20 protein-coding genes and 4 tRNA genes are annotated in these 19,286 nt (G+C 44.4%); 13 read left to right on the top strand and 11 right to left on the bottom strand.

Annotated features, from left to right (window positions below):
• Positions 1-6: 6 nt before the first annotated feature.
• The 7 genes from FN732_RS05390 to FN732_RS05360 all read right to left on the bottom strand — a co-directional run bounded on the left by FN732_RS05390 (position 7) and on the right by FN732_RS05360 (position 7,032).
• Entirely contained in the window at positions 7-483 is a 477-nt protein-coding gene (locus tag FN732_RS05390; RefSeq protein ID WP_142935545.1) for a SixA phosphatase family protein, read from the bottom strand.
• On the bottom strand, positions 459-2,462 hold the full coding sequence (ppk1, locus tag FN732_RS05385; RefSeq protein WP_142935544.1) for a polyphosphate kinase 1: 2,004 nt from the start codon (positions 2,460-2,462) through the stop codon (positions 459-461). Before ppk1 ends, FN732_RS05390 begins: the two co-directional genes overlap by 25 nt.
• Entirely contained in the window at positions 2,449-3,318 is an 870-nt protein-coding gene (locus FN732_RS05380) for a Ppx/GppA phosphatase family protein (protein ID WP_142935543.1), read from the bottom strand. Before FN732_RS05380 ends, ppk1 begins: the two co-directional genes overlap by 14 nt.
• Before the next feature lie 8 nt (positions 3,319-3,326).
• Positions 3,327-4,652, bottom strand: a complete 1,326-nt coding sequence (locus FN732_RS05375; RefSeq protein ID WP_142935542.1) for an FAD-dependent oxidoreductase — start codon at positions 4,650-4,652, stop codon at positions 3,327-3,329.
• A 16-nt stretch (positions 4,653-4,668) separates the two neighbouring features.
• Complete coding sequence (fbp, locus tag FN732_RS05370) at positions 4,669-5,589, bottom strand: class 1 fructose-bisphosphatase (protein ID WP_142935541.1); 921 nt, start codon at positions 5,587-5,589, stop codon at positions 4,669-4,671.
• A gap of 137 nt (positions 5,590-5,726) precedes the next feature.
• Positions 5,727-6,761, bottom strand: a complete 1,035-nt coding sequence (gene rlmN, locus FN732_RS05365; RefSeq protein WP_142935540.1) for a dual-specificity RNA methyltransferase RlmN — start codon at positions 6,759-6,761, stop codon at positions 5,727-5,729.
• Between the two features lie 100 nt (positions 6,762-6,861).
• Entirely contained in the window at positions 6,862-7,032 is a 171-nt protein-coding gene (locus FN732_RS05360) for a Trm112 family protein (protein WP_185954255.1), read from the bottom strand.
• A 98-nt stretch (positions 7,033-7,130) separates the two neighbouring features.
• On the opposite strand from FN732_RS05360, the gene FN732_RS05355 reads away from it, so the two are divergent.
• The 5 genes from FN732_RS05355 to dapE all read left to right on the top strand — a co-directional run bounded on the left by FN732_RS05355 (position 7,131) and on the right by dapE (position 8,533).
• Positions 7,131-7,206 (top strand) — tRNA-Lys (locus FN732_RS05355).
• Between the two features lie 8 nt (positions 7,207-7,214).
• A tRNA-Glu gene (locus tag FN732_RS05350) sits at positions 7,215-7,292 on the top strand.
• A gap of 5 nt (positions 7,293-7,297) precedes the next feature.
• Positions 7,298-7,373, top strand: a tRNA-Ala gene (locus FN732_RS05345).
• Positions 7,374-7,378: 5 nt separating this feature from the next.
• Positions 7,379-7,455 (top strand) — tRNA-Ile (locus FN732_RS05340).
• 19 nt (positions 7,456-7,474) lie between these two features.
• Positions 7,475-8,533, top strand: coding sequence for a succinyl-diaminopimelate desuccinylase (gene dapE / locus FN732_RS05335; protein WP_142935538.1), 1,059 nt, complete (start codon positions 7,475-7,477; stop codon positions 8,531-8,533).
• Here dapE and nadB read toward each other — a convergent pair.
• The 4 genes from nadB to FN732_RS05315 form a co-directional block, all read right to left on the bottom strand.
• A complete protein-coding gene (gene nadB, locus FN732_RS05330; protein ID WP_142935537.1) occupies positions 8,530-10,089 on the bottom strand; it encodes an L-aspartate oxidase in 1,560 nt (519 codons plus the stop codon). The genes dapE and nadB overlap by 4 nt on opposite strands.
• 13 nt (positions 10,090-10,102) lie before the next feature.
• A complete protein-coding gene (locus FN732_RS05325; RefSeq protein ID WP_142935536.1) occupies positions 10,103-11,389 on the bottom strand; it encodes an OmpP1/FadL family transporter in 1,287 nt (428 codons plus the stop codon).
• A 51-nt stretch (positions 11,390-11,440) separates the two neighbouring features.
• Complete coding sequence (locus FN732_RS05320; RefSeq protein WP_142935535.1) at positions 11,441-11,608, bottom strand: twin-arginine translocase TatA/TatE family subunit; 168 nt, start codon at positions 11,606-11,608, stop codon at positions 11,441-11,443.
• A 64-nt stretch (positions 11,609-11,672) separates the two neighbouring features.
• Positions 11,673-11,828 carry an FmdB family zinc ribbon protein gene (locus tag FN732_RS05315; protein WP_142935534.1) on the bottom strand — a complete coding sequence of 52 codons (156 nt, stop codon included), beginning with the start codon at positions 11,826-11,828 and terminating at the stop codon, positions 11,673-11,675.
• A gap of 53 nt (positions 11,829-11,881) precedes the next feature.
• On the opposite strand from FN732_RS05315, the gene FN732_RS05310 reads away from it, so the two are divergent.
• Genes FN732_RS05310 through ilvD form a run of 8 tightly spaced genes read left to right on the top strand, consistent with a single transcriptional unit; the run spans position 11,882 to position 19,070 of the window.
• The gene (locus FN732_RS05310; protein WP_142935533.1) at positions 11,882-14,164 is read left to right on the top strand and encodes a DEAD/DEAH box helicase; all 2,283 of its coding nucleotides are present in this window, start codon (positions 11,882-11,884) and stop codon (positions 14,162-14,164) included.
• On the top strand, positions 14,133-14,753 hold the full coding sequence (locus FN732_RS05305) for a hypothetical protein (protein ID WP_142935532.1): 621 nt from the start codon (positions 14,133-14,135) through the stop codon (positions 14,751-14,753). The genes FN732_RS05310 and FN732_RS05305 overlap by 32 nt, the downstream gene beginning before the upstream one ends.
• Positions 14,753-15,520 (top strand): prepilin peptidase, encoded by a 768-nt coding sequence (locus FN732_RS05300; protein WP_142935531.1) that lies wholly within the window; start codon positions 14,753-14,755, stop codon positions 15,518-15,520. The genes FN732_RS05305 and FN732_RS05300 overlap by 1 nt, the downstream gene beginning before the upstream one ends.
• Positions 15,517-16,170: a hypothetical protein gene (locus FN732_RS05295; protein WP_142935530.1), complete on the top strand. Its 654-nt coding sequence runs from the start codon at positions 15,517-15,519 to the stop codon at positions 16,168-16,170. Before FN732_RS05300 ends, FN732_RS05295 begins: the two co-directional genes overlap by 4 nt.
• Positions 16,167-16,766: a tRNA (adenosine(37)-N6)-threonylcarbamoyltransferase complex dimerization subunit type 1 TsaB gene (gene tsaB, locus FN732_RS05290; protein WP_142935529.1), complete on the top strand. Its 600-nt coding sequence runs from the start codon at positions 16,167-16,169 to the stop codon at positions 16,764-16,766. Before FN732_RS05295 ends, tsaB begins: the two co-directional genes overlap by 4 nt.
• Positions 16,747-17,199: a ribosomal protein S18-alanine N-acetyltransferase gene (gene rimI / locus FN732_RS05285; protein ID WP_142935526.1), complete on the top strand. Its 453-nt coding sequence runs from the start codon at positions 16,747-16,749 to the stop codon at positions 17,197-17,199. Before tsaB ends, rimI begins: the two co-directional genes overlap by 20 nt.
• Complete coding sequence (locus FN732_RS05280) at positions 17,192-17,428, top strand: DUF465 domain-containing protein (protein ID WP_142935524.1); 237 nt, start codon at positions 17,192-17,194, stop codon at positions 17,426-17,428. The genes rimI and FN732_RS05280 overlap by 8 nt, the downstream gene beginning before the upstream one ends.
• Positions 17,418-19,070: a dihydroxy-acid dehydratase gene (gene ilvD, locus FN732_RS05275; protein ID WP_142935522.1), complete on the top strand. Its 1,653-nt coding sequence runs from the start codon at positions 17,418-17,420 to the stop codon at positions 19,068-19,070. Before FN732_RS05280 ends, ilvD begins: the two co-directional genes overlap by 11 nt.
• Positions 19,071-19,286 lie beyond the last annotated feature (216 nt).

The raw sequence follows: 19,286 nt of genomic DNA, 5'->3' as shown, positions 1-19,286 counted from the left end.
GTTAATTCAGGAGCGAATTTTATAATACTTTGGATTAAAGAAACCAAAGAGGGAAAATTTCCCCTTCTCTTTTCTTACCTCAGCAATGGCACCCTTTTTAAGTGAGATTCTTGAAGGACTTAAACAGGTAAGATAGTTTAAAAAGAGCGACAGGTCAGGTTCGTGGCCTACAAGGATTAAATTTCCCCTGTACTTTCTTAGAACCCTTTCGTAGTCCTCAGGTTCGGCATCTGGAGAGAGAAGTTCTTCAACTTTTACTGGAGCTCCAACCTCCTTAGAAATAATCTCTGCCGTCTGGAGGGCTCTCCTACAAGGAGAGGAAATAACTTTAACCCTCCTTGGGAATATGAACGAAACGGCTCTTATGAAACTTTCAAACTCCTCAATGCCCTCTTCCGTTAAAGGCCTTCCACAGTCATCTCCTTTCCACTCCTCCCTCTTTACCGCCTTTGCGTGTCTTACAAGGAAAACTCTCTTACCCATCTCTCCAAGTACTCCTGTGAGTTGAAGTCTCTCTTTTCGTATCTAACGTAAGTTCCATCGCTCTGTAGGATTCTCGCCTTCGCCGTGTCCTTTAGCTGAATCTCCAGAATTTTCTTCAGCTTTTCCTTGCACTTCTTATCCTCTATCTGAACGAGGGCTTCAACCCTCCTGTGGAAGTTTCTCGGCATCCAGTCTGCACTGCTTATAAATACCCTATCTCCCCTCCTAAAGTAAAATATTCTCGCGTGCTCCAAGTACTTTCCTACAATACTTATGACCCTTATGTTTTCACTCACCCCCTTAATTCCAGGCCTCAAACAGCAGATTCCCCTGACTATCAGGTCAATCTTCACTCCTTTCCTTGATGCCCTGTAGAGCTCCGATATCACCTCAGGGTCAACCAACGAGTTCATCTTTGCAACAATCCTCCCCTCCTCACCCAACTCTGCCTCTTCCCTTATCAGTGAAACTATTTTTTCCTTTAGGTTTATAGGGGACATGTAGAGTTTTTTTAGTGATGGAGGGTGGAAGTACCCCGTTATGACGTTGAAGATTCTTGATACGTCCTCACCGACCGTATCATCTGCAGTGAGGAAGCTTACGTCCGAATAAATTTTCGCCGTTTCAACGTTGTAGTTTCCCGTTCCAAGGTGAACGTACCTCTTAATTCCATTTTCCTCCTTCCTGACAATCATGAGGAGCTTAGCGTGGGTTTTTAAACCTGGAACTCCGTAAACAACGTGAACTCCATCCTCCTCAAGCTTTTTAGCCCAGACTATGTTGCTCTCCTCGTCAAACCTTGCCTTGAGCTCAACGACTGCCGTAACCTCCTTTCCGTTCTGGGCAGCCCTGCTCAGAGCCTCAACTATCGGGGAGTTCCTCCCAACCCTGTAGAGTGTCTGCTTTATTGCAAGGACGTTCGGGTCCTCAGCGGCCTCTTCAACCAACTCCACCACCGGGTCAAAGGACTCGTAAGGGTGAAAGAGAACAGAATCTCTACTCTTTACTGCCGAAAACACTTCAACCTCAAACTGGGGAGGATAGTAGGGAACGTGTGGAGGAAACTTAAGGTCAGGCCTGTCAATCTCCCTGTAGAGTTTCCACAGGTCTGAAAGGTTCAGAGGAATTTTCATCGGGTATATATCTTCATCCAAGAGCTCCAACTCGTCCTTAAGGTAGGAAAGTGTTAGCTCCGTTCCTCCGCTTATTTCAAGTCTTACAGGTTTTCCAAATCTCCTCTTCCTGAGTCCCTTCTCAACCTCCTCTAAGAGGTCGTCTGCCTCGTCCTCCTGAATGACTATATCTGCGTCCCTTGTGACTCTGAACGTTGTTGCTTCCCTTATTCTCTGCTGTGGGAAGAGCTCCTGAACGTTGTTTATTATCAGGTCCTCCAAATAGACGTAGCTCCCCTCCTCCAACTTCACAAACCTCGGAAGGACTTTAGGAACGGGAATGATTCCAAACCTCAGCTCCCTTGAGAGCATTTCGACAATGATGTTGAATGAGAGCGATGGAAGGTGGGGAAAGGGGTGGGTAAGGTCTACGGCAAGAGGAGTAAGTATCGGAAATACAAATTCCTCAAAGTAACTGTCTGCCTTCCTCTTAAGCCTTTTGGGGAGCTCTCTGTACTTATAGATTCTGATTCCCTCACTCTTGAGCAGTCCTAAAAGGGTGTTGTAGTCCTTTTCTGTCTGTCTCAGGAGCTCCCTCGTCTTTCTTGAAATTTTCTTAAGCTGCTCCCTTGGGGTTAGGCCGTCAAAGGAAGGTTTGTTTATTCCGGCCTCAACCTGCTTTTTCAATCCGGCAACCCTTATCATGAAGAACTCATCAAGGTTTGTGAAGAAAATTGCGATGAACTTTAACCTCTCAAGGAGGGGGTTAGACTCATCCTCGGACTCCTCTAAAACTCTCTTGTTAAACTCAAGCCAGGAGAGCTCCCTGTTTATAAAGAGCTTTGGTTCAAACTTAACACTCTCCATCCAAGACCACCCTCTTGTAGACAAGACCTTCCCTGATTCCGTACTTTGAGATTATGAGCTCCTTACACTTAAATATATCCATGAGCTCTAAGGCAACTAACCCTGCAACTGTAACGGTTTGAGCTCTGCTAAGATTTATTCCGTACTCCTTGGAGATTTCCTCAGGTTTCATCTTCAGGAGCTTTTCGACAATACCTTTGAGAGCCTTCCTCTTTATTCTCCTCCTCTTTGAGATTTTCTTTAGAGCTCTGATGCTTCCACCTACCCCCACGAGAAACGGACTCTCACTAAATTCAAAGTCGTAAGGGTTAACGTAGTGTCTAACGAGCCACCTAATTCTCCTTTCGTCCCTAACGACTCCGTTAACAACTGAATCTCCAAAGGAGAGAGTTCCAAGGGGATAACTTTTACACCCTTTAGGCTCCCTATCAAGAATCTCGCAGACCTCTAAGCTTCCTCCCCCTATGTCAAAGAGAAGCCCCTCTTTTAACTTAACGTCAAGGAGAGCTCCAAGGGCAGAGTAGTAGGCCTCCTCCTCCCCTGATAGGACTTCAACTTTAAAAATTTTCCCCACTCTTCTCAGAACATCACTACAGTTCTCAACAGACCTCAGAACAAACGTTCCTACTGCAAATGTACAGTCGGGTTTGAACTCCTCAATTCTCCTCTTAAAGCTTTTCAGGGTTAGGATGAGCTCCTCTATTCCTTCCTCTGATAGCCTCCCGTTTTTAACGTGTTTCAGGAGTCTCAGATAGACAGATTCTGAAAAGACCTTTCTTATCTTCCTCTTTTTAACCTCGTAGATAAAGAGCTTAACCGTATTCGAACCGATATCAACAACAGCAACCTTTTTCAAAGAGCACCTCAAGAAGTCAGGAATTTTAGAGCTCCCTCCTGTAGTGGCTGAAGCAGAGGAGGAGGCGTTACAGGTGGAAATGCAACTGAGTTCATAGATGCGATTCTCTCGGCACTTTCACCCCCTTCAATTAGCTTTGAAATTAAATCAACGAGGGAGGAAACGATTTTGGAGCTCCCTACAACCTCCCCACCGATTAGCCTTCCGTTTTTGAGGAAGTAGAGGTTTAACCTTAGGCTTTTTGCTCCGATTGCAGAAGGGTAGCCGTCTGAGGATTCAACTGAAACTTTCTTGAAGATAAAGCCCTTTCTATTGAGGAGCTCCTCTGTATAACCTGAGAAGCCGTAGAATATTCCTCCAACCTCAGTAATTCCGGCAAGGACAATTCCCCTATCCTCAACTCTCGGCCCGGTAACGTTTAAACCTGCAATTCTTCCGTCCCTTGCAGAGACGGATGCAACCATTCCAGGGGTAAACTCACCGTCAATTGCACTTCTGTGGAAGGTGCAGTTTCCTGCAGAGAGAATGTTGTCAACAGAGGTTCTTAAGTAGGAGTCGGTTTTTATAAATCCCCTCTCCGTCTCTATACCGCAGTCAACGGCAAGTTTTGTATTTGGAAGAAATCCAACAAATACTAAAACTAAGTCTGCATCGACCTTTCCATCGGAAATAACAACCCTTTTAACCCTTCCGTTTCCCTCAAAGGATGAAACCTTCTCATTTTTTAAAATTTCAACACCTTGAGATTTGAGTTTTTCCTCCATTTCAGAGGTAATTTCTGAGGAGAATGCCCCGGAGGCTATCCTACTTGATGCCTCAATTACGGTGATTTTCTTCCCCAACTTCCTGCTTATCAGGTCTGCAAATCCTATGGAAATGAAACCTCCTCCGATGATGACTATCCTTTCGGCCTTTTCAACCTCCTCCTTTATTCTTGAAACCCCTTCTGTTGATGTGTCTATGTAGAAGACTCCCTCCAAATTTTCCTCTCCAAGGTTCAACCTCCTTGGAACCCAACCCGTTGATAGGATTAGCCTCTCGTACGATACGATTTTCCCCGATTCAAGGAAGAGCTGAGAACTGTTTGGGTTAATTGAAACAACCCTGTCTATCTTCAGTTCAGCTCCCAAGTCCCTGACCTTTTCAAGGGGATACCTGTTCTTTTCAACGGGAATTCTCCCTGAAACGACGTAGGGAATAGAACAGGGAATTTGAAGGTCTTCTCTGTCGTTTACCAGTAAGACCCTTTTTTCAGGATAAACACTCCTTATCGTTTTAACTGCATTGAAACCTGCAGGTCCTCCTCCAACTACCACAACATCGTAAAGCTCCATCTCTCCCTCCTCTAAATCAGTTTTCCTTCATGAACTCTAAACACTTCTCAACTTCCCACCTACTTCCTAAGATTACCGGAACCCTCTGGTGGAGCTCCTTCGGAACGACGTCCAAGATGTCCTCGCTTCCCGTTGATGAGAGACCTCCGGCCTGTTCAACCAAAAATGCCATTGGCTTTGCCTCATAGAGGAGCCTCAACTTTCCGTTGGTGTTTTTTCTATCAGCAGGATATATGAAGATTCCCCCCTTTAGGAGAGTCCTGTGGACATCGGCAACCATCGAACCAACGTACCTCTGTGTGTACTTGTTCTCCTTTAAAAAGTCTATGAACTTCCTCAGTCTCCCGCTCGTCCACTTGTCCCTGTTTGCCTCGTTTATCGAATATATCTTCCCCTTTTCAGGCATCCTTATTTCAGGGTGAGAAAGGAGAAAGTTTCCGGACTCCGGGTCGAGTGTAAATCCAACAACTCCATTTCCTAAGCTCATTACGAGCATAGTTGAAGGCCCGTAGATTACGTAGCCTGCAGCTACCTGCTCCCTTCCCCTCCTCATTACGCTGTCTCTGTGGATTGAGAAGATTGTTCCGATGCTGACGTTAACGTCTATGTTTGACGAGCCATCAAGGGGGTCAAATGCAACGGAGTATCCAGACTCTGAAACGATAAGGCAGTCCTCAACCTCCTCGGACGTCAGCTGGCATACCTTACCGCAGTTTTTGAGGTTTTCAAGGAGAATCTCATTTGCAAGTTCGTCCAACTTTTGAACTTCCTCTCCCTGAACGTTCGTCTTTCCTGCACTTCCCAAAACCCCCAAAAGGCCGGCCTTTCTCACCTTGCCGGCAATCTCCTTCGTTGCAGAGGCAATCTCGTTGAGAAGAAGAATGAGTTCATCATCAATTCCCTGCTGAAACAGATAGGCAGTAAAAGGAACGGCCATCTTTCCCTCCTTATTTATTTTCTACTTGACAACCGCATCTGTGATAACAGTGACACGGCTTACAGCAAGGACAGCAGGAAGTAAAAACTAAAGCACTTCCTAAAATCAGTAAAACTATTCTCAGCACAACTCCCTCCCTAAACGGTTGTTTTCTCCTTAGTTCTGAGCATTCCGCAGGCTGCAGATATGTCCTGTCCCTTAGAGTCCCTAATGAACGTTGCTATGTTGTAGTCCCAAAGTATCTTCTGGAATTTCTCTATCTCCTCCCTCGGAGTAGGTTCGAAGGGAGCTCCCGGATAGGGATTGAAGGGAATAAGGTTAACCTTAACGGGAAGCCCCCTAACCAACCTTGCGAGCCTGTGGGCATCCTCCTTAGTGTCGTTTACATTTTTCAGCATAACATACTCAACCATTATCCTTCTTGTGTTGTCTGCAGGATAGTCTCTGAGGGCCCTCAAAATGTCTTTTATTCCCCACTTCCTATTTATGGGAACGATTCTCTCCCTTACCTCGTCCGTTGTTGCATGGAGGGAGACTGCCAACTTTACTCTGTTTAACTCCCTTGCCATTCTCTCAATTCCTGGAACTACGCCAACCGTTGAAACCGTTATTTTCCTCTTTGAAAGGTCAAGCATATCCTTGTGAGTCATGATTTCAACTGCCTTTTTCACGTTGTCAAAATTTAAAAGGGGTTCCCCCATTCCCATAAAGACAACGTTCGATATTCTCCTATCCTCCCCGACGTCCCTTTGAACCTGAATGTACTGGTCAACAATCTCCCCGGCTGTTAGGTTTCTCGTAAATCCATCCTTTGCAGTTAGGCAGAACTTACACCCTGCAGGGCAACCTACCTGAGTTGAAACGCAAATGGTGTTCCAGTCCTTCTCAGGAATAAAGACAGACTCAATTCTATTTCCATCTTGAAGCTCAAAGAGGTACTTCCTCGTTCCGTCCTTTGACTCCTCAACCTTAACGAGTTTTAAAATATCTATGTTTGCCCTCTTGGAGAGCTCCTCCCTTGTCCTTTTACTGATGTTTGTCATTTCATTGAATGACGAAACCCTCTTTTTGTAAACCCACTGTGAAATTTGCTTTGCCCTGTAAGGTTCTAATCCCAATTCCTTTACAAATTCCTTAAGCTCTTCAAAGTTTAAGTCCTTTATGTTTACCATTAGAGCTCCCTACCTCTTTTTTTTAAATGTTCTCCATATTCCGTAAACTGTTGAACCGACAAAAACAACAGTTATAAAAAGGGAAAGGAGAAAACTCACTTTATTCATCAATTTTTTCAGCCTCATCAATCAACATTACTGGAATATCATCAACTATAGGATATGCAAGCTTGCACTTGTGACATACGAGTTTTTGCTCCTTTTCCCTGTATTCAAGGTCACCCTTACACTTAGGGCAAACTAAAATATTAAGAAGTTCCTCGGATATCACAGTATCCTCCATAAATTAGTATTCCAAGAATATATATTAAGCAGAATCAACAACTTGACAAAGAAAAAGTTAAATCTATATTAATCACCGTTAAGAGTGGGCCGCTAGCTCAGTTGGTAGAGCAACGGACTTTTAATCCGTAGGTCCCAGGTTCGAGTCCTGGGCGGCTCACCACTCAAAGCGTCCCCATCGTCTAGCCCGGCCTAGGACACCGGCCTTTCACGCCGGCGACGGGGGTTCGAATCCCCCTGGGGACGCCAACTATGGGGCCGTAGCTCAGCTGGGAGAGCGTCAGGCTGGCAGTCTGAAGGTCGTGGGTTCGAATCCCACCGGCTCCACCAAATACGGGCCCGTAGCTCAGTTGGTTAGAGCATCCGGCTCATAACCGGACGGTCGGAGGTTCGAGTCCTCCCGGGCCCACCACTTCTAAAACGGAGTAGAGATGCCCGTAGAGCTCCTCAAAAAACTCCTTTCAATCCCATCTGTCTACGGAAACGAAGGGCAAATCTGCGATTTCTGTGAAAACTTTTTAAAAGAAAGGAATTTAAACGTAATAAGGAAAAACAATACCCTTTTAGCCTTTAAGGATTTTGATAAAAATAAGAAAACTGTAGCTTTCGTTGGACACCTTGATACAGTTCCAGGGGAGAACGAATTCACTGGAAAGCTGATAGATGGAAAGCTCTACGGCCTCGGTTCAAGTGATATGAAGTCTGGAGATGCCGTAATACTGAAGCTTGCCGATGACTTTTCAAGGGAGAAAAGCAGGTTTAATCCTGTTTTTGTTTTGTACGAGAGGGAAGAGGGACCCTACGAAAACAACGGACTCAAACTCCTACTTAACGATGGGGAATCGAGGGAAATTTTGGAAAACGTTAACTTCGCTTTTGTCTTAGAGCCAACGGATAACGTTGTGCAGGTTGGTTGCTTAGGGGTGATACACAGCTGGTTCATATTTAGGGGAAAGAGAGCCCACTCTGCAAGACCGTGGGAAGGGAAAAACGCGATTCACAGGTCCTGGAAACTACTTAAATTCCTGAGTGAACTCGAGCCAAAACCCTACAAAGTTGAAAGTCTCACTTACTACGAGGTTTTGAATGCAACAATGACGGAGTACAAGGGAGGAAGAAACATCATTCCTGAGGAATTTAAAGTCAACATCAACTACAGGTTTTCGCCAACAAAGACGGTGAACGAGGCAAAGGAGGAGCTCCTCTCAATTTCAAAAAAGGTGGAGGCTGATAAGGTTGAATTCACAGACGTCTCCCCTGCAGCCCGCCCATGTTTAGACAACCCCATTTTAAGGGAATTCATAGATAGGTTTAAATTAAAAGTTGAACCGAAACAGGCCTGGACTGACGTCGCTCAGCTTTCAGAGTTTGGAATAGATGCCGTAAACTTTGGCCCCGGTCAGCCTCACCAAGCCCACCAGAAAAACGAATACGTTGAGGTAGAAAAGGTTAAGGAAAACTATAGAATCTTAAAAGAATTTCTAAGTTAAAGCAGGTTTACCAAGTCTCTAAAACTGAACGTGCTGTGCTTTCTAAACTCCTCCCTTTCGTAGGGAAAGTCCGTCCTGTAGTGACCTCCCCTACTCTCCTCCCTTCTCATGGCACTTACAGAGATTGCAAGTCCTAAGAGAGCTCCGTTTCTAACAATCCAATCTGAATTTGACATTGCTATTTTTGATAGTTTTTCTATTGCCTCCATCAGGGAGTTTGCACTTCTAAAAATCCCAACCTTCTCCCACATTGTTCTCTTAACATCATCCAAGGAGAACGACTCTTCCACTTTGTAGGGAACTCTCTCTATTTTAATTCTTACCTCTGAGAAATCCCTACTGAAATACCTCCAGTCCCTGTACATTCCATATGCAGCTCTATTTCCAAACACCAAACACTCAAGGAGGGAGTTGCTTGCTAGCCTATTTGCACCGTGAATTCCTGTACAGGAAGCCTCTCCAACAGCAAAAAGCCCATCTATACTTGTTCTTCCAAAGGTATCTACCTTTATACCTCCTATGTAGTAGTGTGCAACGGGAGTTATTGGAATGAGCTCCTTTTTCGGGTCCAATCCCCTTTCCCTTAGTCTCTTCACAATTGTGGGGAACCTCTCCTCAATGTCTATTCCCCTTTCCTCTATAGGCCTAAAGTCCAAAAATACCTCTCCTCCCGTTATCCTCTTTTGGCTCTCTATCGCCCTCGTTACGACGTCCCTTGGGGCAAGCTCCCATAGGTGGTGGTAGTCTCCCATAAATCTCCTTCCAAATTTATCAACTAAGATTGCCCCTTCTCCACGAACGGCCTCAGATATGAGGAAACACCCATTTCCATCGCAGAAGGCCGTTGGGTGGAACTGGACAAACTCCAAGTCCTGGAGCTCTGCTCCATACCTCAGAGCAGTCGAAATGCCGTCACCAGTGGATGTTGGAGGATTTGTATTTTTCAGGTAAAGGCCTGCAGCACCTCCAGTCGCAACTGCTACTACAGGAGCGTAGAGTGCACACAATTCCCCATCAATGGACGCCAGTACACCGTAACACCTGCCGTTCTTTACAAGGAGCTCCCTTAAAAGAGCTCCCTCTATCAAATCTCCATTGTAAGTGTTTAGGAGTACTCTCTCGACCTCCTCTCCAGTCTTATCCTTGTAGTAAACAATCCTTGAGACGGAGTGGGCAGCTTCCTTTGTAAACTTTAAAAATCCATCTTTATCCCTTTCAAAACGGGCTCCAAACCTTAGCAAATCGATAACCCTCTTAACTCCCTCCTCAACTAAAACCCTAACCATCTTCGGAACGACAAGGCCAGCCCCTGCCCTCATCGTATCGTTAAAGTGGAGGTCTGGAGAGTCCTCCTTAGAGAGGGCAACGGCTATACCACCCTGTGCAAGGTTTGTGGAACTCTCGTTAGCCCTTGACTTGGTAATTACACAGACCTTTAAACCCAACTCCCTTAAAACAATCCCACAGGTTAATCCGGCAGCTCCGCTTCCAACAATGACAGCATCGTACGTCTTTGAAGGTATATCTAAAACGTCAAACGTGGTTAATGACTTCAATTAAACCTCCGAATTAAAAGGAATAGCTGACGGTTATTCCGTAGCCCCAGACGTGGCCATCGGCCGACATAGAAACATTTCCGGGGTTTCCGTTAACGCCTGGATAGCTGTTATTTAAATTCTCACTCTCTCCACCTATTTCCCTCTTGTACTCGGCCACCACGTACTGGAGAACTGTATCAATCTTTAATCTTCCAAGGTTCAGCCCAGCTCCTAAGGAGTAAGTCTTTTTATCGGCATCCGGCCATAAAAGGTCGAACGTATGGTCTGGAATAGGGGAAGGGTCGTAGAAGTAACCTCCCCTTAAGGTAAGAATTTCGTTCCACTTGTACTCGATACCCAATCTAATCTGCCTCGTATCCTTCCAGTCCCTCGGAAAGTACTCCTCCCTTTTTCCAAGCAAAGGTCGGTCAAACTTTACCGTATAGTCCTTTACAGTGCTCCATCTTGTCCAGACAAAGTCTGTAGTTAGGGTTAACCTCTTGTTTGGACTGTACTTCAGCCCCAACTGGAGCTGTTCAGGGTGGTCAATCTTTGTTGAGGCCCCAACCTTATCAACTCCCTTTACCTCTACAGTTCCCTCAAAGTCCGTATCAGTTCTTGAACGGTAGGTTAAACCGACGGAAAAGTTATCGTAGGGTTTGTATAGGAGACCGAAGTTAAATGAAACGTTAAGGTCGTCGTGTAGGTTTCCTTTTATAACTCTTCCGTGGAGGGAGGGAATTGAAGGAGCGTAGATTCTCCTCTGTGTTCCTGCATCAGACCGCCCAAAGGAGACGCCAAAACCGGCAGACAGTCTATCGGTTAACTTTATAGCCATAGTCGGAGTTACAACACCCCTTACATAGTAAGACTCAAATCCGTTGTAGGAAGCAGAATTTCTTGAAGGTGAACTATCCCACTTGATGTGAAGACCGTAGGGAACGTAAGCAGCAATTCCAAAGTAAACGTTGTTCCAGAGGTGAGTTGCAAAACCAAAGTGGGGAACTAAAAGGTTATCTGAGGAGTCGGAAAAGGAAATTCCGTAAGGTTCAACTCTATTCCCATCGCCATCCACGGCCTCAAAGTTGTGAACTTTAAGTTTTGGATTTAAAACTTCAAAACCCAAGGATAAAGTAGGTCTTTCAATTTGGGTAAGCCCTGCAGGGTTGTAGTAGACTGCAAAAGGGTCGTCTGCATAAGCGGAAAAAGCACCTCCAAGGGCTGTTGCTTTTGCTCCTATTCCAAAGGTATCAACATTTCCGGCCTTTGAGGAAAGAGGAATTAGAGAAAGGAGTAAAAAGGGAAAAATTTTCCTCATACCGTCCTCCCCTTCCTTTGTGCTTCTTAATATTAGCAAATAGGGGAGGAGCTACTTAACAACCTTTATTTTGGGTTTTTCCTCCTTCTCCTCTTTCTCCTTAAGACCCTTCTTAAACTCGTGCTTTGCCTGGAAGAAGGCCTTTATGAGGTTTGTTATTTTATCCCAGCCAAAGATAACCCCTACAACAATTAGGAGAATAAGAATTTTTAAAAGCAAAATCACCTCTTAATTTCTGTTTCCTATAGAATACCAAATGGGGCAGACCGCCCCTCTATTAACCTCAGCCGAAGGGTGAGCAGTAGTTTGCAATATCTATCACTTCAACGTCCTCAGAACCACAGTAGGGACACTTAATCTCCATAAGCTGGAGTGGAGAGTATATGGCCTCTTCAAACTCTGCACCACACTTGTTACATTCAAAAATATAAATTTGCATCTAAACCCTCCTTTCTAAATTAATAAATCTTAATTTAGGAGCTTTTAAGAAAAATGGAAACCATTAAGGTATTAGAATCCTCTAAATTTAATGGTAAAAGTGGTCTTGTTGAATTTTTAATAAATGGGGATTTCCAAAGGTCAGAACTGGTCAATGTGAAGGAGGTGGGCTTACCATTTGAATATCCACTTCTCAACCCCATCCAGACCGTTTTCTACAGGTTTTACAAAGGGGGAAACGTCCTCGTTTCATCTCCTACAAGTTCTGGTAAAACCCTAATATCCTTACTGTTTCAGCTTAAAAACAGTTCCGGAAAGTTTATCTACACTGCACCAACCCGCTCACTAATATGGGAAAAGTTTAAGGAGTTTAAGCCATACTTTGAGAAAGTGGGAATCAGAACGGGAGATTTGGTCGAGGAACTCTCTGAGATAAACCAACCCTGTATTGTCTGTACGTACGAGAGCTTAATATCTGCAGCAAGGAACAGAGCTCACTGGTTTGAAGAGGCCGGAGCTTTGGTAATAGACGAAGTCCACATAATTAGAGACTCCTCAAGGGGAGCCGTTGTTGAGGAGATTGTAAGCTACGCCTTAGAGGAGGAAATTCCGACTCTTGCCCTCTCTGCAACAATTCCTGGAGCTCCAGAGCTTTCAGAATGGATAGAGGCAGAGCTCCTGATAGAGTCTGAATGGCGCCCCGTACCTTTAGAGAGGAGGATAATAAACTTTAGCAAGTTCATGAGGAGGGTTAAGCTTCCTAAAAGTACTCCTGAGGGGAAGGTCGTCTCCTTTTTAGAAACCCTGAAACCAAAAGGGAAAACTTTAATCTTCCTTCCAAGTAAGAATTTGGGTTGGGGAGCTCTACAGGTTGAAAATACAACCTACAGAAGAGAGATTCTAAACGAAACCCTTCCGTTTATCCCAAAAGAGCCAAAATCTGAGGAGAAGGTTGCTTTTCACAATGCAGACGTTCCACAGGAGGAGAGGGAGAAGATTGAAAGGTCCTTCAAGGACGGAGATTTAAACAGGCTCTATGCTACGCAGACTCTGGCCTACGGAGTAAACCTTCCTGCGGACAGCGTTGTGATACTTGTAAGGGGAAGGTTTGACATGTTTACAAGGGAGTACAGGTTCTTCCCCGACCCGTTAACCGTTCTCCAGATGGAGGGAAGGGCAGGAAGGTTTGGCCTTTCAGATAAAGGATACTCCTACATTGTCGTAACAGGAGCAAAGGAGAAATCCTTAGAGGAAGCCTTAAAGAGGGAAATGGAGATGCCATTTTCAACGGGGCTCTCCTCTGGAATTGGGGAAAGGGAAGGAGCAGCCTGTCCCAACAGGAGACGTTCCCTTTTGAGTTTAATGGTTTTGGGTCCTCTAATTAGGTATGGGAAGGAGTGGAAAAAATCGCTTTCAAAGATGTTCAGCATAAAGAGAAACCCGTTTCTCATTAAGGAGATTGAGGAGATTTTGGAGGAGCTCTCTGAAAGGGGATTTTTAGAAGGTGAAAGGCCGACAAAACTTACAGGTATCCTCGTTTCATCCTTTGTATCACCATTCTGCTATGAGGAGTTCATAAAGAGGCTGAGCTTATCATCGGAGTTAATTGAGGAAAACCCAACCTTGGGATACACGTTCTCCGTAAGGCCCTTAATCAGAAGGGAGTTCAATCCTAAAACCCTTGAGCTTTTTGTTGGAGAGGCATTTAGAGGGGAATCCCTTAGACTCTCAGAGAAGGTTAGTGAGAGTACGGGAATCGATGCTGAAGACAACTGGGAGGTTCTTTCCTTTTATTCCCTTGGAGAGCTCTTTCCCTTTAAGAACATTGCAAGGCCTCCGGGCGAACTCTCAACGCTTCCTACAGAGAGCTCCCTATTAGGACAGCTCCTGTGCCGGCTCAACATAGTTGATTTTGAAAGGGTTCACAGAGTAGTAATGACGATTAGGGCTGGAATTCCTTACGAGTTTTCACTCCTTGGAAGCATAAAGGGGCTTGGATACATGAGGGGAAACGCCCTTGCAAGGGCTGGAAAACTTCTAAACTACCACTCTGAAGTTCCACTCATAAATGGAATAAAGGAGAGAATAGGCGAAATCTTTGATGCCCTGAGGGAAGCACTTTCAGAAAGGTACGAAAGCAAAAATCAGATAGAGAGGGAAATTAAAACAATTGTAAACCTAATAGATGAGACTAAATTTCCCCTTGGCGATGAAAAGCTCCTTAAGTTTCTCTCCTCCATATTTATAGGTAGAAGGGAAGCTATAAAAATTTCCAAGGAGAGAGCTCTGGAGGTGCTGTTTGAAAATGTCAGGGGAAAAGAGAAGGCTGAAGGTTAAGATTGACGGAAAACCGATTGAGTTTGAGGTTGGAAAGGAGTTTGATAAAACACCAACAACGGGGCTGTTAAGGCTCATTGAGTACAGGTACCTCTTTCCTTCACGCTCAATAAAGTACGTTGAAAAGGATGGAGAGAAGCTCCACCCATCAAAGGTTGACCTCATTAAAAACCTTGAGGAGCTAAACATAGTTACAGAGCCCTCTCAAAATATGGTAAGGAAGCAGATTGAACTTGCCCTTTTGGCCCTTGATGGAATGGCTGTAGCAATAGACCAGATAGTTAAGGACTGGCACACAAAACCGGACCTCTCAAAACTGATGCTCCACAACCTTTTAGACTCTTTGGACTGGACGGTTAAGGTTGTTGATACAGGTTCAAAACTCCTTCCCATATACAACGGAATAGATGAGGAGATAGCAAAGTTGGAGGATGCGGTCTTCAAGTTGGACGACCTCATGTACGAGGGAAAAGAGGAGGAGGCGTTAGAGGTTTTAAAAACAGAAGTTAAAAGCGCCGTTGAGAAGTGGAAGGAGTTTTTGAAGGGAATGGTAAGATTCATTAAATCGGCACCCCAGGAGACTCATTAATGCTCTACTGTCTATTGGCATTTATCCTTGGACTTATGGTCGGAAGTTTTTTGAACGTTTGTATATACAGAATTCCTAAGGGAGAATCCATTGTTTGGCCTCCGTCACATTGCCCGGAGTGTGGAGGGAGAATTGAACCTTACGACAATATTCCTGTTTTAAGTTATTTAATCCTGAGGGGAAAGTGTAGAAACTGCGGAGAAAGGATAAGTTTAAGATACCCTTTGGTGGAACTCCTTACGGGCATTCTAACTTTAGGAGTTGTGTGTAAGTTCGGTCTCTCCTTTGACTCCCTCTACTTCCTCATCCTCGTTTACTACCTTATTATCGTTTCCTTCATAGACCTTGAAACTATGGAAGTACCGGTAAAGCTCAGCTACTTTGCACTCAATTTTGGACTTTTTCTCTCTTTCCTTTCAAAATCTCAGACGTTTAAAGAGGCCGTTTTTGGAGCCTCCTTTGGAGCCGGAGTTATCCTATTTATAATTGAGACCTACTACGTTTTAACCGGAAAGGAGGGAATGGGCTACGGGGATGCAAACATAATGGCAGTTGTGGGTGCTTTTTTAGGCTGGAAAAAGGTTTTATTAACGCTCTTTTCTGCATCGTTCATTGGAGCTCTTGTTGGAATCTTTCTGATTATTTTAAATAAAAGGAGCAAGGAACTCCCTGTACCGTTTGGTCCTTTTTTGGCAATTGGAGCTCTGATTTCACTCTTCTTCGGCGACGAAATAATCAACTTCTACCTGAGGGGGACGGGGCTATGAATTTAAAGTTAAAGAGAGTTGAACAAATACTTTCTACAGTTTCAGAGGTCTTTCTCATTTCAATAACGATAGCCCTCCTCCTAATATCAATAGTTCTATTTATTGAGTTTTTAGTAGCCTCTCCTCACCTACTCCGTTTTGAAGAGATAATACTGACGGGGCACTTCAAGGAGTCAACGGAGAGCCTCAAGGAGCTCATTTCTCCCCTTCTAATGTTTGTCATTGTTATTGAACTTACAATAATGCTCATAAAACACCAGCCGAGAATTGTCTTTGACGTTCTCTTGATTGCAATAGCGAGGGAAATCATCATTGCCGGTCACGACTTTAAAAATGTTCTTTTGGGAACAATCTCGCTGTTGATTTTGTTCTTTATAAGAAAATTCCTCACATTAAAGACAATTCCTCCAGGAACTTCGGTGATAATTGACCCTTACATAACGATTGAATCATTAAACGAGATGTTGGACGTTCACATTCCGTTTGAGGAGAACAAGTACCTCGTTGACCTTATAGAGAGGATATCAAAGGAGAGAGGAATTGTTATAAAGAGGAAGAAAACTATTGATATAGCCAATGTAAAGATAGAGATACTGGACGTCGATGAAAACGGAAAGCCAATCTTGGTAAGGGTGATGAAGACGGCATGATTAGACTGGGAATAGACCTATCTCTGCCTGAAGGAAGTATTGCAGTCTCTCAGGGAAATGAAATCCTTTCATCTGTCAGCTGGAACAGGCCGAAAATTCACGCTGAAGTTGTATTTAAACAGATTGATAACCTCCTGAACCTTATTGGCATTTCAAAGGATGAAGTTGAGGAAGTTGTTGTCTCGTCAGGTCCAGGTTCCTTCACTGGAGTGAGGCTCTCGGTTTCTGTAGGAAAGGCCTTTAAAGAGTGCGGAAAGAGGGTTTTCTCTGGGACAACTCTGAGGGCTCTCTCCTCGGGCTATGAAAAATTAGGGTTTACTCCCGTTCCACTAATTCCTGCGAGGAGGGGAAAGTACTATACAGAGATAAAGGGAGTTTCCCTCGATATAGATTTGGCGGAAATTCAGGAAAAACTTAGAGAGATAGAAAAGCCATTAATTGTCTTTAAGGGGGAAATTCCAAAAGAGCTTTCACTCTTTCCAAACGTTGAAGAGAGAACTCCCTTGGCCGTTAAGCTCCTTAGACTGGAAAGGGAGTTTCTATCACCTCTAAAGTTTCACTACGTCAGAGAACACGATGCAAAGCCTCAAACTTGAGGAACTTTCAGAAAAGCACATTCCCGATGTAGTAAAATTAGAGAAGGAGCTCTTTAACAGGCCTTACTCTGAAAGGACTTTAAGAAAGGAGTTGGAACTGCCGTTTTCCTTTGGGTTCGTTGCGGAGAAAAATGGTGAATTTGCAGGGTACTGCCTCTTCTGGATAGTTGGTGACTCTTGTGAAATTCACAGAATAGGAGTAAAAAGGGTACTTCAGGGAAAGGGAATAGGAAAACTCCTTCTAAAAAAAACACTCGAATTCTGCAGAGAGAAGGGGGTAAGTGAGATTTTCCTTGAGGTTTCAGAAAAAAACGAAAGGGCAATTTCACTCTACAGAACGTTTGGATTTAAGGATTTTAACAGGAGAGAAAAGTACTACGGGAACGAGGGAGCTCTACTTATGAAACTCAATATAGGAGGAAAGAATGCTTAGGGATGAGAACCTAAAGGCACTTGCAAGGGAGAAATTTCACCACTTTAAGACCCTTGAGAAGAAACACCAGGAACTTGACGACATCATCGATAAGATGGAGAAAAAGAGAGCTCTAACTCCACAGGAGGAAATAGAGTTAGAAAAACTCAAAAAAGAAAGGTTAAAGCTAAGGGATGAAATGCTTCTCCTTATGAAAAAGGCAAAGGAGGAAGCCGAAAATGAGAAGTGATGTTTTAAGGGAGTTTGAAAAGCTCCCTGCAAGGGCTCTCATGATGGCAACAGGACTTCAGAGGAAGGACATTGAGAAACCCCTTATTGGAATAATCTCAAGCTGGACCGACTTAGTTCCCGGCCATTCGGATATGTTTTCACTAGAAAGGTTCATCGAAAGGGGAGTTGCTGCTGCAGGAGGAACTCCCTTCATCGTTAGGGTTCCGGCTATATGTGACGGTATAGCAATGGGACACGAGGGGATGAGATTCTCCCTTCCTCTTAGGGAGCTCATTGCAGATGCCGTTGAGGATGTAGTTAATGCTCATCAGCTTGACGGAATTGTTCTCCTTACAGCATGCGACAAGATAACCCCAGGAATGCTCATGGGAGCTGCGAGGGTCAACATCCCTGCAATCGTTGTTACAGCCGGTCCTATGTTGGCAGGGAGAAGAGGAAGGGAGAGATTGGACCTCGTTACCCATACATTTGAGGCAATTGGAAGGTACAAGGCAGGGGAGATTTCACTTGAGGAGCTCCTTGAACTTGAAGGAGCAGCATGTCCATCATCTGGAGCTTGTCAGGGAATGTTTACTGCAAATACCATGGCCTGTTTAACAGAGGCCTTGGGAATGTCACTTCCCTACTGTGGAACGTCTCCTGCACCCCTCGCAGAGAAGAAGAGAATTGCAGAGGCTTCCGGAGAAAAGATTGTTGAACTTGTTAAAAGAGGGGTAAAGGCAAGGGACATACTCACTCCTGCAGCATTTAGAAATGCAATAAGGGTTGACTTAGCCTTGGGAGGTTCGACAAACACAGTCCTTCACCTTCCGGCAATTGCATACGAGGCAGGAGTTCCCTTTGAGATAAAGCTCTTTGACCAGCTCAGTAGGGAAACTCCAAAAATCTGTTCGATGAGGCCTGGTGGTAAGTACTTGATGGAGGACCTCCACTACGCCGGAGGGATTCCTGGAGTAATGAATAGGTTTTACGAGAAGATAGAGAGTAACCCAACTGTTTTAGGAACTGATATTAAGGAGATTGCAGCTGCTGCGAGAATCTGGGATGATGACGTAATAAGACCTGTTGACAACCCTTACAGCAAAGAGGGAGGAATTGCAATCCTCTACGGCAACTTAGCTCCCGATGGGGCGGTTATTAAACAGGGAGCTCTCTCTGAGAAAATGAGAGTATTTACCGGGACCGCAAGGGTATTTGACTGTGAAGAGGACGCTATGAAGGCCGTTATGGAAGGCCAGATAAAGGCCGGAGATGTGATAGTTATCAGGTATGAAGGTCCAAAGGGTGGACCGGGAATGAGGGAGATGCTTGCAGTTACTGCCGCAGTTATGGGAATGGGATTGGGAGAGTCCGTTGCTCTGATTACAGACGGAAGGTTCTCTGGAGGAACCCACGGACCCTGTATAGGACACATCTCTCCAGAAGCTGCTGAAGGCGGCCCGATAGGAGTAGTTAGAGACGGAGATAAAATTCACATAAACGTTCCAGAAAGGAAGTTGGAGCTCCTTATAAGTGAGGAGGAGCTACAAAGGAGGCTTTCAGAGTTTCAGCCTAAACAGAAGGAAATTAAGTCAAAGTTTTTGAGGAAGTACGCAAAGTTTGTTACGTCTGCTTCAAAGGGAGCAATTCAGGACGTTTAGATTTTGGGAGCTCTCCTTTTTGGGGAGCTCCTTTGATAAAATAAGGATTGTTCCTTGAAAACTGAATAAGAAAAGAGGGTAAAAACCTGTATAGCTGAAATTGTTGGTTTTCAGTATTTATTAGATTTTTATGGAAAACTTTATATTTTGTAGCCATTGGAAATCAATGGCTCAATTTTTGAACGTTGAAATGCCCTAAAAAGTGGGAGGGATTGC

The organism is Balnearium lithotrophicum (genome assembly GCF_900182585.1).
GTDB lineage: Bacteria > Aquificota > Aquificia > Desulfurobacteriales > Desulfurobacteriaceae > Balnearium > Balnearium lithotrophicum.
This window is presented reverse-complemented; position numbering and strand designations above follow the sequence as displayed.